The following is a 14,167-nucleotide window of genomic DNA, read 5'->3' as shown; positions in this document are numbered from 1 at the left end:
ATCATCCCGGTCCGGCGGCGCCCAGCGGGCGCAGGATCGCGGTCACCAGCTCCCGCAGCGTCGCCTCGGACGGCCGCGACCCCGTGGTGCACAGGTAGACCGCGTTGAGCAGCTGGTCGGTGGCGAGGTCGCCGCGCTCGCGCCGGTCCAGGAACTCCCGGACGAGGTCGGCGCTCGCGGTCCGCGCGTCGGCGCCGAGATGGGCCTCCACGATCGCGGCGAGCTGCTCCGGGCTCGGCGGCTCGATCACCAGCCGGACGCACCGCCGCAGGAACGCCGGCGGGAACTCCCGCTCGCCGTTGCTCGTGATCACGACGAGCGGGAACGCGTCGCACTGGACCCGGCCCCGGTCGACCGGCACCCGCTCGGCGCCCTTCGCGGGCATGACGTGCACGACCGCCTGGTCCTCGGGGAGCCGCTCCAGCTCCGGGATCGTGTAGCCGCCCTCCTCGAACACGTTGAGCAGGTCGTTCGGCAGGTCGATGTCGCTCTTGTCCAGCTCGTCGATGAGCAGCACGCGGGGGCGCGGGCGCGGCAGCAGCGCCGTGCCGAGCGGGCCGAGCCGGATGTAGCGGCCGATGTCGGGCGCCTCGGTGCCGGCGCCGGGCGCGGCGGCCTGGCGCAGGCTCGTCTCGTGCAGCCGTCCGATCGCGTCGTAGCGGTACAGGCCGTCCTGGAGGGTCGCGCGGCTGGTGATCGGCCAGTCGAGGACGGTCCCGAGCCCCAGCTCGTGGGCGACGTTGTAGGCGAGCGTGGACTTGCCCGTCCCCGGCTTGCCGGTGACGAGCAGCGGACGCCGCAGGTGGAGCGCGACGTTCACCATCGTCACGACGTTCGGGTCCGGCCGGTACGACAGCGCCCGCTCCAGGCCGCCCCGGTGCGGCCGCGCGCCGTTCCCGGCGTCGAAGCGGCGCCAGGGCGGCGGCTCGGGCAGCCGGTCCAGCCCGTCGTGCGTCGTGCCGTCCCCCCGGTAGATCATCCAGTCCGTGTTGACTGGGACCGTGTCGACCGGGTCCGTGTCGTTGGCCACGGAAACCTCCCAGAGGCGGCTCAGGCCGGCGCGTTCAGCCGGACGTAGGGTTCGGGCAGCCGGTCGGCGTCGTCGAAGAGCAGTGTCAGGTCGAGGCCGAGGTGGTCGCCGTCCGGCGCCTCGTCGAGCGCGCGCAGCGCCTCCCGGCGCAGGGACAGGACGCTCTCCGGCAGCGTCAGCGCCCCCGTGTCGAGCAGCTCCTGGAACTCGTGCGCGAAGCGCTCCGGGTCGCGTCCGCGCCTGCACCAGGCCACGATCGGGACGCCCGCCTGGAGCGCGGCGCGCAGCTCGGCGGAGGCGTCGCCGCCGTCCGGGCCCGGCGGGAACGCCATGGCGAGGCACACCGAGGGCGTCTCCGCGAGAAGCATGCTGTAGAGACTCTCACCGCCGTACCGGCCGGGCTGTGTCACCCAGCACACCTTGGCGCTGTGGGGGTTGTCGCGCAGCCAGTGCCATTTCCGGAGCCAGTGGTGGTGGTAGGACCGCCTGCGCATCCGGTCGAGGCTCCGGACGACCACCGGGTGCTCGATGCCGAGCCGCCGCTCCAGCCCGTCGACCGAGATCCGCAACTGGTCGAACGGCGTCCCGAGCAGGTCGCCGGGCAGCACGAACTCCAGCGTCATGTCCGGCGTGGGCCGGTTGACGACCTGGGGGTTCTCGCTCAGCAGCTCCTTGACGAGGGCGGGCAGCCCGTCGAACGGGACGGGGTCGCCGTCGTCGCAGTGCAGCATCAGCCCGTGCTCGCCCTCGACCTGCAACCACGCCGACGCCAGGTACCGGTCGGCCGCGGCCCCGTCCGGCCGCAACTCGATGATCAGATAACTGCGCGGTGCGGTGGCGCGCCGCGGAGCCGCGGCGATGCCCCGGCGCACGCCGAGCCGGTGCGCCGTGTCGTCCGCCCAACGTCGCAGGCCGGCGGCGACATGGCCGGTCGCGTACGCGGCGAGTTCGTCGACGAAGGCCAGCAGCGGCGGGACGCCGTCGCCGCCGAAGGTGAAATCCTCCAGCCTGGCGAGGACGCGCCGCAGATCGCCGGGGTCGAGGTCCAGCGCGGGACCGGACGGGCCGGCCACCTCCCAGTAGAGGGCCCGGATCGTGGCGGGCGCGACGGCTTCGGCGGCGTGGTCGCCGAGGGCGCGGACGAGACGGTCCAGCTCCCGCCGCTCCCGGGGGAGCAGCAGAGGCTCGGGCAACAGCTCGTCGACCAGGTGGCGGACCTCCTCCAGCGGCGTGCTGGCGCCGTGGAGATGCTCGACGACGGTCATCAGCGCGTGGAGGGCGCCGGTGTGGGAGAGGCAGTAGTCGACGAGATTCCAGACCTCGTTGATGTCCTTGTCGTCCCGGGTCAGGGGGAGCGGGTGGCCGAGCTCCCGTTCCAGCAGCGAAAAACACAGTTCACGGGAACTTCGCTTGCGTAACGCGTCCATTCTCCATAGGGCCTGTACCAGGCGGGACTGATCTTCCACCGTCAGCGACCAGGTCACGTTCGACATTCCCCCACTTCGCTACCGGACTACGGCGGCTCCCCCATCGGTGGGCATATCGTACGCGCCGGAGGTCGTTCGTCCGGGATGGCCATTTCCGGCTCAGTCGAAACTGCGCTATTGGGCTCTGTCGAAATTGGGCTCGCTGTCCGGGCTGGATTGCGGGACCGGTGGCGGGGCATGGTGCGGCGATTCATCCTCCCGTGCGGCACGTCGCTTGGCGGCGCGGGCCCCTCGCCACGCTCTGGAATCGTCCAGGAGTGCGAAGAACCGCCACCCGACTCGCCCTTTCAGCGAGAGGCGGCATGAGCTGAACACGGCGACGGCGAGGGTGACCGCCATGACGATCCCGGTGACGATGCTGGTGTTCGACACGAGCGACAGTAGATATCCGGCGGACAGCGAGCCGAGCGGCACCGCCCCCTGGGTGACGACACCGGTGACGCTCGCCACCCTCGCCAGGTTCTCGTCGGGCACCCTGGTCGCCTGGTAGACGGTGAGCGCCACGTTCATGTGCGCGCCGATGAAGCTGATTCCGGCCCAGGCGGCCAGCCCTGTCAGCGGGCCGTTGCCGATCGCCACGATCGAGGTCATGACGAACCAGCCCCAGACGCAGAAGAGCGGAACAAGCATCTCCCGTCCGCTCTCGGCCAGCCTGTAGCGCCGGAAGAACCGCGGTGCGACGACGGCGCCGAGCGTCCCGCCGAATCCGGACGCCGCGAACAGAATGCCGATCATCGAGGTCGAGGCGAATTCGCGATCGGCCTGGATGATGAGCATCAAGAAGATGGTCTGAAAGGCGAAGTTCGTCACCGCGAAAATGATGAGCATCATCCAGAGGAACGGATGATCCATCAGGAGTCTGAAGCACTCCCGGAAACCGGATAACTCCCGATCCGTGCGCCCCTCCGCCCGGAAGCCCTTGTGTTGCATGCAATGGAGGGTGAATGCGGAGAACAGCGAGGAGGCGGCGTCCGCGACGAAGGGCAGGGAGCGGTGGAGGCCGTAAAGGAAGCCGCCGAGCGGCCGGCCGAGAAGCATCGCGATATGGCTGCGCGCCTCGTTTCTCGCCATCGCCTCGGGAAGGGCGTCGGCCGGGACGATGCGGGGTACCACGGTGACCTCGGTCATGTTGTAGAGGGCGGCGAGCGCTCCTTCCGCGGCCGCCGCGGCGACCAGCAGGTGGCCGGGATGGAAGTCGAGGACGAGCCCGACGGCCAGCATCGTCGAGATCGCGAAGCGGGTGTACTGGCAGGTCAGCATGATGCGGCGGCGATTGAAACGATCCGCCACCATCCCGGCGGGCAGGTAGAGCAGCAGCCGCGGCCCGGTGCCGACGGCGGCGACCCAGCCGGCGAAGGCCGGGGAATGCGTGAGCGACAGGGCCAGCAGCGGAAGCGCTATGGCCGCGTTCATGCTCCCGAGTTGGGAGGCCGCCGATCCGTTCCACAAATAGGCGAAATCTCTCGGCAACGCCGCCCGTGATTTCACGTGGCCTTTCACGTCGTCCGGGGCGGCCACCTTGTGTCCCCTCCTTGTCACTCATGGTGGCCGGTTTCGCTCAGGGAAACTCGCCCGCCGATCGGGAGCCGGGCAGGACATGCGCCAAACCCGTGAGATTCCCACTCATCGACGGCTACGGTAAAGCGTGTGGAATGTCGCTGATGACGTGCTGACCCGAGCGGAACCTACGGCACCGCAGTATGGGACCGCAGGCAGAACTCTAGTGGAGTCGGTGGCCGAGTCTGGATCATTGCCGGAATTGGCCCGCTTCCAGCGAGTCCTGTGCCGCATTCCTACCGCGCAGGGCCTCGTTCGCCCCGTATGGCGGGTGTTCAGCGCTCGGACGGCGGCGGGGCGGCGATGCTGTCGAAGCCGCAGACGGCCGACTCGCCCGGCGCGGCGAGGATCTCGCGGAGCGTCTGCTCGAAGACCGACCCTCCGATCTCGTCGCCCAACTGATGGAGGGAGAGCCCGGACACGTCGATCAGGCCGCCCTGGATTGTGGTCTCCTGCTGCTGCATGATGCCTCCTCAGGCAGGGTGCCGCCCGCGGGCCGCCATCCGCGCGAAGGCCGATAAAGCTACATATCAGTAAATGTATCAACGAAGCTAGGGGATTCCTAGGTCGATCGCGGTTCGTCCGCTCGCGCGGCCCAAGGGTGAATCGTGTTGCGGCGGTGTCGAAACACCCTGGAGTGTGGACCGAAATCCGTTCGACAAGAAAACCCGGCTGTTCGTGGATTTGTGGCTGGTGACCTATTTCGCCGCTGCCGTGACTGGGATATTACGGTAACCGGACGTGCATGACGGCTTGTCGTCCGACAGTGATTCGGCGAAGTGCGGAGGTGGGACGCATGACGCACCCGCAGGCGGTTCCGGCTGTGTGGGGGAAGGTTCCGCTGCGGAACAAGAACTTCACCGGACGTGAGGAGTTGCTGACCGAGCTCAAGACCGCTATCTCCCGACAGGTCACCGCCGTGCTGCCGCACGCGCTGCACGGCTTAGGCGGGGTGGGCAAGACCCAGATGGCGGTGGAGTTCGCGTACCGCTACCAGGTCGACTACGACATCGTGTGGTGGATTCCAGCCGACCAGCCGAAACTCGTTCTGCCGATGCTCGCGAATCTGGCGCCGCACCTCGGGCTGCCGTCGCCCGCGATCCTCGGCGCCGAGGACGCCGCGAACGCGGTGCTCGACGCGCTGCGGAGGGGCGACCCGTACGGGCGCTGGCTGTTGATCTTCGATAACGCGGACGAGCCGGAGGATCTCCAGGGTCTTCTGCCGCAGGGCGGCCACGTCCTCATCACCTCGCGCAACCCGCGGTGGGACAGCGTCGGCCACACCGTCCAGGTGGACGTCTTCACCCGCGAGGAGAGCATCGCCTTCCTCGGCAAGCGCCTTCCGCGCACCATCAACGAGGAGGACGCCGATCGCCTCGCGAACGAATTGGGCGACCTGCCGCTCGCACTTGAACAGGCGGGCGCCCTCCAGGCCGAGACGGGCATCTCCGCCGCGGAGTACCTACGGCTGCTCGCGGAGTACACACGTCGGCTGCTGGAGGAGGGGAAACCCACTGAGTATCCGGCCTCGATGACGGCGGCGTGGCGGCTGTCGGTGGACAGCCTTCGCAAGAAGCTCCCCGAAGCCGTCGAGCTGCTGCGTTGCTGCGCCTTCTTCGGACCGGAGCCGATCCCGCGGGAGGTCTTCAGCCGCACCCCGCCCGGCATGAGCCAGCCGCTGGCCGGGCTGCTGCGCAACCCGATCAAGCTCGCCCGGGCGTTCGGCGAGGTGGGGCGGTACGCGCTTGCCAAGATCGACCCAGAGAGCCGGACCGTCCAGGTGCACCGGTTGATCCAAGCCCTGCTGCGGGATGAGTTGCCTCCCGCCGATCAGGCGCGGTTCCGCGGCGAGGTGCACATGCTCCTCGTGGCGGCGATGCCGTCCGAGGACGTGGACTCCCCGGCGAGCTGGCGCCGCTATGCGGAACTGACCCAGCACGTCGAGCCTGCCGCCGTCGCTCAGAGCCAGGACCCGGACGTCCGCAAGTTCGCTCTCAGCATCGTCCGGTACCTGCGGCAGTCGGGTGACTTCGCGTTCGCGCAGACCTTGATCGAACGCCTCCTCGACCAGTGGGCGGCCGACTCCGGGGAGGACGATCTCGACCTCCTTGGAGGCAAGCGGCATTTCGGCATCATCCTGCGCGACAGAGGCGAGTACAGCGCCGCCTACGAGTCGAACCTGAAGGCCATGGAGCGGACGGAGGCGCTGGTCGGCCCGCGTCACAGCATGACGCTGCAGCTCCTGAACTCGCTCGGCGCCGACCTGCGGGCCCGCGGCGACTTCGCGGACGCCCGCGATCATGACCTCCGTTCGGTGGAACGGCACGAGGAGGTGTTCGGTCCCACCGCGGTCGACACACTGCGGGCGATGCACAACCTGGCGCTGGACCACGGCCTGAACAGCGACCATGTCAAGTCGCGGGACATGCACGAGGACGTCTACCTGCGCTACCGCGAGTCCATGGAGGACATTTCCACGACCAACCTCAACAGCGCGCTCGGCGGGTTGGCGCGCTCGGTGCGCCTCTGCGGCGACTTCGCGGAGGCGTGCGACCTCGGCGAGGAGGCGCACGCCAAGTGCGTGGACGAGGTGGGCCCCGAGCACCCGCTGACGCTCCATGTGGCCAAGGACCTCGCCATCGCCTTGCGCCGGGCCGGCGAGCTGGCCCGGTCGCTGGAGCTGGCCGAGGAGAACCATGCCCGTTACGTCCGGCTGTTCGGGCTCGACCACCCCGACACGCTCGCGTCCGCGATGTCCCTCGCCAACAGCCGGCGCAGCCTCGGCGAGCTCGACTCGGCGCTGGAGCTCACCGCCGACACCGTCGTCCGGTATCCGAAGGTCTACGGCCCTGAGCACCCGTACAGCCACGGCTGCGTCGGGAACCTCGCGCTGCTGCGCCGGGTGTTCGGGGACGCGGAGTCCGCGCGGAAGCTGAACGAGAAGGCGCTCGCCGGGCTCGAGTTCAAGCTCGGACGCGACCACCACTACTCGCTCACCGTGGCCACCAACCTGGCCAGCGACCTGCTCGTGCTGGGCGAGACCGAGTCGGCGTGCCGGCTCGGGCGCGGGACGCTCCGCAGGCTGAAGGCGACGATCGGCGAGGAGCACCCGATGACGCTGGCCTGCGCCGCGAACCTGGCCATCGCGCTGCGGGCGAACGGCGACGAGGAGGCCGCGCGGCTGCACAAGGAGACGATGGAGGTCTACGCGCGCAAGCTCGGCCCGGAGCACCCGGACGCCGTCGTCGCGGCCGAGTGGCGGAGCCTCGACTGCGACTTCGACCCGCCGCCCATCTAGCCCCGGTCGACGGGCATGCCGTTGCGCCGCCGCCAGGCGGACAGGTGCCGGTCGGCGGCGTCGCGGGCGCGGCGGAGCGCCTCGTCCGGCACCGGCTCGTCCAGCCAGGCCCGGACGGTGCGGCCCATCTCGTCGACGAACAGGGCGCCCTCGGGAGTGAGCCGGCCGTTGGCGGCGAGGGTGCGGATCACGTACTCCGTGGCCGTCCGCCAGCGCGCGAAGTCGCGACCCGCGCGCAGCGCCGCCGCGCCCTTCTCGTGACGGCGCTGCGCGCGCCAGAACGCCGTGATGCCGAGGTGGGCGTAGGCGCCCTGCAGCAGCCCGGCGGTCGGCCTCGGATCGTCGCGCCAGGGCGCGTAGTGGGTGCTGCCGTCGTCGGGTCCGGTCAGCCGGACGAGGTCCAGCAGCGCGGCCAGCTTGGCGTGCTGGACCTCGTGGACCAGCGTGACCGCGAAGGAGGCGGCGTCGGGAGGGCTGGAGAGTCCGACGCTGCCGAAGACGTCCCGGGAACTGGCGCTGGACATGCCCCGGACCGGCGGGGCGAGGGGGGTCAGCACGGTGATGAGGGCGGCGACCTCCTCGGCCGCCGGGCGGTGGTGGTCGACCAGGATCCGCCAGGCGTCGGCGAGGGTCGAGCGCCAGTGTTCCAGCTCGTCCGGGGGCAGGCGGTGGGGGAGCCGCCCGCCGCCGGGCATGCGGTCGGGGTCGTGGTCGTCCAGGAGGAAGGCGACGGCCGCGCCCCGGTGCGAGGCGGTCAGGCGGCGCAGCGCCTCCCAGCCCGGAGCGTCCTCGTGGACGTCGGCGGGGAGCCGGGTCCGGACGTCCCCGGCCGTGATCTCCGCTCCTCCGGGCCCCGTCCGGACGAGCGTGCTCGCGTGGCCGGGCACCGGTGCGCGTCCCAGTCCGGGCAGGACGACGAAGCCGGAACGCGCCGGAACCTCGATCTCGGCGCGGAATCCGGCCTTGACCGCCGCCGCGGCGGCGAGCGCGGCGTACTCGCCCGGGCGGGCGGCACCGGGGTCGGCGAGGGTGCGCCGCGCCCATTCGCCGACCGTCGGATACCGCAGCACGGCATCGACGGCCCGCGGGTCGGCGTCCTGGATCCGCGCGAGGAGGCCGTGGGCGCGGGCGGCCGGGCCCGCCGCGCCCAGGACGCCGCGCAGCAGCAGGAGGCGCTTGCTGTACTGCGACCTGAGCAGCAGATCCGCCGCGGACTCGCCGCCGCCTCCGGCGGCGAGCGCCAGGAAGAGCTTTTCCGGGATCTCATGGACGCTGGGGTTCATGCACCCCGCTCCTCGGCGGACGCCACGTGTCCGGACACCCTGCGCCTGAGCGCGTCCATGTCCTCGGCGACCACGTCCCGGATGTGGGTCACGAGGCGGAACAGGTCCCGGCAGTAGACGGAGGCGTTGGCGAACCCGGTGCCGGACCGGTACCGGTGCGTGTAGAGCCCGCCGCCGCACACCCGGTGGATCGAGCAGCCCGCGCAGGTCGGGGCCAGCGCGCGGCGGCCGATCTGGCGGGCGGCCATGGCGGGCAGCATGAGCGCGGCGTCGAACGGGTCGCGGGCGACGTGCAGGGACGTCCGGGTCGCGCCCTCGTAGGCCGACTTGAGCGTGTCGACCTGCTCGATGGCGCCGTTCGTCTCGACCACGGCGACCGCGACCGGCGACAGGCCGATCCCCTCGCTGAGCGAGGGCCGTCCTAGGAGCAGCCGGATGATCTCGGCGAACAGCCGGACCCGCGTCTCCCGGACGGGCGCCCGGTACCAGCGGTCGAACACCGCGACGAGCCAGTCGCCGTAGGGCGTCCCGGAGCCGGTGCCGAGGCCGGGCGGCGGGGTGTCCCAGTTGCCGTGCGGGAGCAGGAAGTCGACGACGCGGGGACCGTGCGCGACCAGCGCCTCGTAGGTGGCGACCGGGTCGTTGTCCAGGTCGATCGTGCTGAGCAGCCCGGTGAAGAGGTGGCGGTACGCGGGCGCCGTCAGCCTGCGCAGCCCGGCGGTGACATCTTGATGGCTTCCGGTTCCGTTGGCGCGGCGGCGGTGCCGGTCGTGGCCCTCCTCGTCGCCGTCCAGGCTGACGCTCACCAGAATGCCGAGTTCGTCGAAGAGTTTCAGGTAGACCGAATCCAGCAGTACGCCATTGGTCTGCACATGGAAAGTCACCGAGGTCGAAGAATCGACGGCCGAATTGACCGCGTCGACCGCGTACCTGATGTGTTCGGGACCGGCGAGCAACGGTTCTCCGCCGTGCAGGATCACGGCGATACGGGGCAGCGCGTTGGACCGCGCGTGCTCGGCGATCCGGGCGGCGACGTGGTCGATCGTGGCCCGTGACATGCGGCGGGGCTGGCGCCGCCAGCTCTGGTCCGCCATCTCGTACATGTAGCAGTAGTCGCAGGACAGATTGCACCTGCTGTGTATTTTCAGGACGAACTCGCGGAAGGGGCTCGGCCGCCAGCCCTGTTCGAGCAGCTCCTGCACGCTGAGCGTGGCGGGCCATTCGCCCGCGGTGGACGCCGGCGCCGCACGCACGGTCACACCGATCAACTCCCAGGTCGAGTTCCGGCACGGCAGAGTACGCCCCATAACATTTATATACACATCTTCGTGATCAGTGAATAGCGCGGGCGCGGCGGTTTTCGCGGGTCGGCGTACGCTCTTCGGGTGCGCACCATCATCGCTGCTTATGAGCAGACGGTCCGGTCCAGCCTGGAGCTTGCCTCGACGCTGGACGGGCGCGACTGGGACCTCCCGACCGAATGCCCCGGCTGGACGGTCAAGGACCAGTTCTCCCACCTCGCCGGGGTCGAGCTGGCCCTGCTGGGCGACCCGTCCCCGGACGTCGAGGTCCCGGAGTTCGAGCACGTCCGCAACGACTTCGGGAAGTTCATGGAGCTCGCCGTCCACGCGCGGCGGCCGGTGCCCGGCCCGGACGTCGCGGCGCAGCTCGCGGGCGCGCTGGAGCGCCGCCTCGCCGAGCTGCCCGGCCTGGACCCGGAGCGCGTCGTCATGTGCCCGGACGGCCGCGAGGGCCCCTACACCCGCTTCCTGAAGTTCCGCGCCATGGACTGCTGGACGCACGAGCAGGACGTCCGCCGCGCGGTCGGCCGTCCCGGCAACCTCGACGCCCCGGCCGCGCGGTGCTTCTGGGAGCTGATGAGCCCCGGCCTGCCGCGCGTCGTGGCGCGGAAGGCGGGCGCGGAGCCCGGCCGGTCGGTCGCGTTCCGGATCTCCGGCCCGCCCTCCTTCGACGTGACCGTCCGGGTGGACGACGACGGCCGCGGCCACCTCGCCGAGCCCGCCGACGCCGACGCCGAAGCCGAAGCCGAAGCCGAACCGGCGGTCGAGCTGTCCATGGACTGGGAGACCTACGTCCGGCTGACCGCGGGGCGGTGCGCGCCCGACGCCGTCGCGGTGACCGTGAAAGGCGACCGCGGGCTGGCCTCGCGGGTGCTGACCGCCATGGCGATGACGCCCTAGCCGTCCTCAGGCCCGGGACGGTGCCGGACGGCCCCCGGGAAGTGCGAGGCGAGCAGGTCGGGCGACTCCGCGCGGCCGTCCAGGACGCGGCTCGTCCGGTTCACCACCCGCCAGCCGAGCGGCGTGCGGCGCAGCCGCCAGCGGTTCGCGGTGGCGCGGCGCACGAGGAAGCCGTCCGGCCCGTGCACGATCATCAGGGTGTAGCCGGTCGCGGTCGCCTCGTCGCCGGACACGATGACGTGCGGCGGCCCGGCGAAGTGCGCGCAGCCCCCGGCGATCCAGCCCTGGTGTCCCTCGGAGCGGACCATCGCCTCGACCTCCGCGCGGCCGGACATCAGCAGCTCGTCCACGTCGTAGACGCCGTCCTCGGCCCACAGCGCGGCGACGTCGGCGGCGCAGCCGCTGTCGACCAGCGGGGCGTAGGACAGGATCAGCCGGGTGACGGCGCGCTCGTCCTCCAGGAGGCGGAGCCGCGCCTCAAGCGCGTTCAGCCGGGCCTCGACGTCGGTCATCGCACCTCCCCGAAGGTCAGCTCGAACGGGTCGGCCAGCTCGCGCAGCGCGGCGAGCTGGTCCAGGTGATGGTCGGGGGAGGTGGACGCGAACCGGGCGCCCGCGATCGTCGCGCCCGCCTCGCGCAGTTCGGCGAGGGCGGCGCCGGTCGCGTCCGGGTCGCCGATCGGGTCCAGCGGGCGGGACGTCCCGAGCACCACGTCGAACCCGGCCGGGACGTCGGCGTCCGCGAGCATCGAGGCGAGCGTGCCGAGCGGGAGCCCGAACGGGACCCAGCCGTCGGCGTCCAGCGCGCGGCGCAGCGAGCGGGCCGTCCGGCCGCCGATCCAGATAGGGACGCGCTCCTGCACGGCGTGCGGCTCGACGACCAGCCCGGCGAAGTCGTAGTACTCGCCGTGGTACTCCGGCAGCCGCTTCGACAGGGACGCGCGGAGCGCGGCGATCGCGTCGTCCGCGCGGGCGCCGCGGTCCGCGAACGGGGCGCCGAGCAGCGCGAACTCCTCCTGGAGGCTGCCGACGCCGAGGCCGAGCGTGAGGCGCCCGCCGCTGACCCGGTCGAGCGTCCCGTACCGCTTGGCGATCGCGAGCGGATGGTGGTAGCCGACGACCAGGACGTGCGTGGCGAGCCGGATCCGGGACGTCCGCGCCGCGATGTGCCCGAAGGTGGCGAGCGGGTCCCAGTACACCCCGCCGCGCTGCTCGGCCGCCTCGACCGGGACGGCGACGTGCTCGCTGCAGCTCAGATGGTGGTAGCCGAGCCGGTCGGCGGTCTCGGCGATCCGCGCGACGTCCTCGATGCCCGCGTCCCGCTCCCAGGCGGCGGCTCCGGGCGGCGGCTGCGCCACCACCGGTGTGACGATGCCGACACGCATCGTTGCTCCCCTCGTCGCAGGAAAACGTTCTATCACGGTGTTTTGCCCACGACGCGGGCCGGGGCGGGCTCGGGAAGCTCGGGCTGACCTCGCTTTACGCCACCTCTTCCCAGAAGACCAAGCGGTTGCTAGATTCCAGATAACCAGAATTCATTTCAGTTGTTCTCTGGGAGGTGCGATGACCGAGGTCATGGCGTCCGGACCACCGCCGCGCCAGGCGCAGTCGCCGCCGTCGATGATCGAGCGGATGACGCTGATCCTGGACGCCTTCAGCGGCCCGACGGCCCGGCTGACCCTGGAGGACGTCGCCCGCCGCACCGGGCTGCCGCGCTCCACCGCGCACCGGATCCTGGACCAGCTCGTCCGGCAGCGCTGGCTCGCGCACCACTCGTTCGGCTACGGACTCGGGCAGCGCGCCCTCGGCCTCGGCGGCCGGGACGGCGGGCACGGCAGGGTCCGCGAGGCGGCGGCGCCGCTGCTGCACGAACTGCAGGTCACCACGGGGCTCGTCGCGCACCTCGCCGTCCTGGACGGTGCCGAGGTCTACTACCTGGACAAGCTCGGCGGGCGGCTCGCCGCGTCCGTGCCGTCCAGGGTCGGCGGGCGGGCGCCCGCGCACTGCACCGCGCTCGGCAAGGCGATGCTCGCGTGGCTGGAGCCCGAGCGGGTGGACGCGCTGCTCGGCCCCGAGATCACCCGGCTCACCAGCCGCACCATCGGCGAGCTCCGGACGCTGCACCAGGAACTGCACCGGATCCGGCAGCGCCGCGGGCTGGCGTTCGAGCGCGGCGAGTCGTTCCCCGGCATCGCGTGCGTGGCCGCCGCCATCCGCGGCGCGGAGGGCCCGGTCGCGGGGATCTCGCTGGTCGGCGACATCCGCGCGCCGCTGGAGAACGTCGCGCCGCTCGTCGTCACGGCGGCGCGGGAGACGTCGCGGATCCTGTTCCCCGGCCTCGGCTCCACGACGCGAGGCGGCGGCCGGGCGGGCGCACGGGCCCGGCGGAGCGCGGCCGAGCGCGGCGCGGAGGCGGCGACGTGGTCGCCGGAGACGATGAACCGGCTGCTCGCCGTGGACGGCCGCGGCGACTGGATGTGAGGACGAGCCCGCCCGCGGGTCAGCCCCAGCCCCAGCGGTCGCCGACGCCCCACGGGTCCGGCGCGATCGGCGCGTCCGGCTCGTTGATCCCGAACCGGCTGCGGAAGAACACCATCGGCCGCCGCCAGGCGCCGTCCCGGACGTCGTGCCGCTCGACGCCGAGGACGCGGCCGATCACCACCTCGTGGTCGCCCGCCCGGTGCACGTCGTGGACGACCGCGTGCACGCAGAGCAGGACGTCCGGCAGCACGGGCGTGCCCCAGGGCGACACCTCCCAGTCCAGGCCGTCGAACTTGGCGCCCCGGCTCGACCCGAACCGCTCGCACAGGTCGCGCTGCTCCTCGGCGAGGACGTTGACGCAGAACCGTCCCGCGGACCGGATCCGCGGCCACGACCGGCCGCGGACGTCCGCGCAGAAGAGGATCAGCGGCGGCTCAAGCGACACCGACGCGAACGACTGGCACGCGAACCCGACGGCCTCGCCGCCGTCGAGTGCGGTGACGACGGTGACGCCGGTGGCGAACTCCGCCATGGCCTTGCGGAACTCGGCCGGGTCGGGAGCGTCGCCGGGCGCGGTTCCGGGCTTGTCGGTGAGCGCTCGGTCGGCTGGCATCTGTCCACCTCTGGGGTCGTCGCGGGGGCTGCCCGCGTCCAGAACTCGGTTCGGGTCGTACGGGTGGTGCTAGTCAAAGTGTCCATGACGGTCAAGTGCCCCGGACGGTCCCGATGAGCGGAAGGCGCCGCGGACCCGGCCGGGGACGGCCGCCGTGGGACGCGCGTCCCGCTGATCGGGATCGGCGGGACGGCCCCGGCCCGGCCGCGATTACGTTC

Annotated in this window: 12 protein-coding genes; 3 read left to right on the top strand and 9 right to left on the bottom strand. The window is 71.7% G+C overall.

All coding sequences use genetic code 11. The features are described 5' to 3' along the window. Nucleotide 1: 1 nt before the first annotated feature. From FXF68_RS03720 to FXF68_RS03705, 4 genes are all read right to left on the bottom strand, one after another. Entirely contained in the window at nucleotides 2–1,030 is a 1,029-nt protein-coding gene (locus FXF68_RS03720; protein WP_246178261.1) for an AAA family ATPase, read from the bottom strand. Between the two features lie 20 nt (nucleotides 1,031–1,050). Continuing rightward, nucleotides 1,051–2,523, bottom strand: a complete 1,473-nt coding sequence (locus FXF68_RS03715) for a VMAP-C domain-containing protein (RefSeq protein WP_281292121.1) — start codon at nucleotides 2,521–2,523, stop codon at nucleotides 1,051–1,053. Between the two features lie 108 nt (nucleotides 2,524–2,631). Then, complete coding sequence (locus tag FXF68_RS03710) at nucleotides 2,632–4,035, bottom strand: MFS transporter (protein WP_148757467.1); 1,404 nt, start codon at nucleotides 4,033–4,035, stop codon at nucleotides 2,632–2,634. A gap of 314 nt (nucleotides 4,036–4,349) precedes the next feature. Beyond that, the gene (locus tag FXF68_RS03705) at nucleotides 4,350–4,538 is read right to left on the bottom strand and encodes a hypothetical protein (RefSeq protein ID WP_148757466.1); all 189 of its coding nucleotides are present in this window, start codon (nucleotides 4,536–4,538) and stop codon (nucleotides 4,350–4,352) included. Between the two features lie 332 nt (nucleotides 4,539–4,870). Between FXF68_RS03705 and fxsT the strand changes: the two genes are divergently transcribed. Next, nucleotides 4,871–7,372: an FxSxx-COOH system tetratricopeptide repeat protein gene (gene fxsT / locus FXF68_RS03700; RefSeq protein WP_148757465.1), complete on the top strand. Its 2,502-nt coding sequence runs from the start codon at nucleotides 4,871–4,873 to the stop codon at nucleotides 7,370–7,372. On the opposite strand, the gene FXF68_RS03695 is transcribed toward fxsT, so the two are convergent. Both FXF68_RS03695 and FXF68_RS03690 read right to left on the bottom strand, forming a co-directional pair. After that, entirely contained in the window at nucleotides 7,369–8,655 is a 1,287-nt protein-coding gene (locus tag FXF68_RS03695; protein WP_148757464.1) for an HEXXH motif domain-containing protein, read from the bottom strand. The genes fxsT and FXF68_RS03695 overlap by 4 nt on opposite strands. Next, nucleotides 8,652–9,914 carry an FxsB family cyclophane-forming radical SAM/SPASM peptide maturase gene (locus tag FXF68_RS03690; RefSeq protein WP_342787098.1) on the bottom strand — a complete coding sequence of 421 codons (1,263 nt, stop codon included), beginning with the start codon at nucleotides 9,912–9,914 and terminating at the stop codon, nucleotides 8,652–8,654. The genes FXF68_RS03695 and FXF68_RS03690 overlap by 4 nt, the downstream gene beginning before the upstream one ends. Before the next feature lie 126 nt (nucleotides 9,915–10,040). On the opposite strand from FXF68_RS03690, the gene FXF68_RS03685 reads away from it, so the two are divergent. Continuing rightward, a complete protein-coding gene (locus tag FXF68_RS03685) occupies nucleotides 10,041–10,856 on the top strand; it encodes a maleylpyruvate isomerase family mycothiol-dependent enzyme (protein ID WP_148757462.1) in 816 nt (271 codons plus the stop codon). Here FXF68_RS03685 and FXF68_RS03680 read toward each other — a convergent pair. Together FXF68_RS03680 and FXF68_RS03675 are read right to left on the bottom strand one after the other, a co-directional pair. After that, complete coding sequence (locus tag FXF68_RS03680) at nucleotides 10,853–11,368, bottom strand: nuclear transport factor 2 family protein (RefSeq protein ID WP_148757461.1); 516 nt, start codon at nucleotides 11,366–11,368, stop codon at nucleotides 10,853–10,855. The two genes, FXF68_RS03685 and FXF68_RS03680, sit on opposite strands and share 4 nt — an antisense overlap. Continuing rightward, nucleotides 11,365–12,240 carry an LLM class F420-dependent oxidoreductase gene (locus tag FXF68_RS03675; protein WP_148757460.1) on the bottom strand — a complete coding sequence of 292 codons (876 nt, stop codon included), beginning with the start codon at nucleotides 12,238–12,240 and terminating at the stop codon, nucleotides 11,365–11,367. Before FXF68_RS03675 ends, FXF68_RS03680 begins: the two co-directional genes overlap by 4 nt. A 178-nt stretch (nucleotides 12,241–12,418) precedes the next feature. Between FXF68_RS03675 and FXF68_RS03670 the strand changes: the two genes are divergently transcribed. After that, on the top strand, nucleotides 12,419–13,336 hold the full coding sequence (locus tag FXF68_RS03670) for an IclR family transcriptional regulator (protein ID WP_246178256.1): 918 nt from the start codon (nucleotides 12,419–12,421) through the stop codon (nucleotides 13,334–13,336). Nucleotides 13,337–13,355: 19 nt separating this feature from the next. Here FXF68_RS03670 and FXF68_RS03665 read toward each other — a convergent pair whose 3' ends face one another. Then, nucleotides 13,356–13,949 carry a flavin reductase family protein gene (locus tag FXF68_RS03665; RefSeq protein WP_148757459.1) on the bottom strand — a complete coding sequence of 198 codons (594 nt, stop codon included), beginning with the start codon at nucleotides 13,947–13,949 and terminating at the stop codon, nucleotides 13,356–13,358. Nucleotides 13,950–14,167: the final 218 nt, after the last annotated feature.

It is taken from the genome of Actinomadura decatromicini (genome assembly GCF_008121305.1).
GTDB lineage: Bacteria > Actinomycetota > Actinomycetes > Streptosporangiales > Streptosporangiaceae > Spirillospora > Spirillospora syzygii.
This window is presented reverse-complemented; position numbering and strand designations above follow the sequence as displayed.

Bases quoted from the DNA above. Each gene is read 5' to 3' on its own strand.
- FXF68_RS03715 (WP_281292121.1), bottom strand. From the start codon at position 2,523: ATGTCGAACGTGACCTGGTCGCTGACGGTGGAAGATCAGTCCCGCCTG.
- FXF68_RS03705 (WP_148757466.1), bottom strand. From the start codon at position 4,538: ATGCAGCAGCAGGAGACCACAATCCAGGGCGGCCTGATCGACGTGTCC.
- fxsT (WP_148757465.1), top strand. From the start codon at position 4,871: ATGACGCACCCGCAGGCGGTTCCGGCTGTGTGGGGGAAGGTTCCGCTG.
- FXF68_RS03695 (WP_148757464.1), bottom strand. From the start codon at position 8,655: ATGAACCCCAGCGTCCATGAGATCCCGGAAAAGCTCTTCCTGGCGCTC.
- FXF68_RS03680 (WP_148757461.1), bottom strand. From the start codon at position 11,368: ATGACCGACGTCGAGGCCCGGCTGAACGCGCTTGAGGCGCGGCTCCGC.
- FXF68_RS03675 (WP_148757460.1), bottom strand. From the start codon at position 12,240: ATGCGTGTCGGCATCGTCACACCGGTGGTGGCGCAGCCGCCGCCCGGA.
- FXF68_RS03670 (WP_246178256.1), top strand. From the start codon at position 12,419: ATGACCGAGGTCATGGCGTCCGGACCACCGCCGCGCCAGGCGCAGTCG.
- FXF68_RS03665 (WP_148757459.1), bottom strand. From the start codon at position 13,949: ATGCCAGCCGACCGAGCGCTCACCGACAAGCCCGGAACCGCGCCCGGC.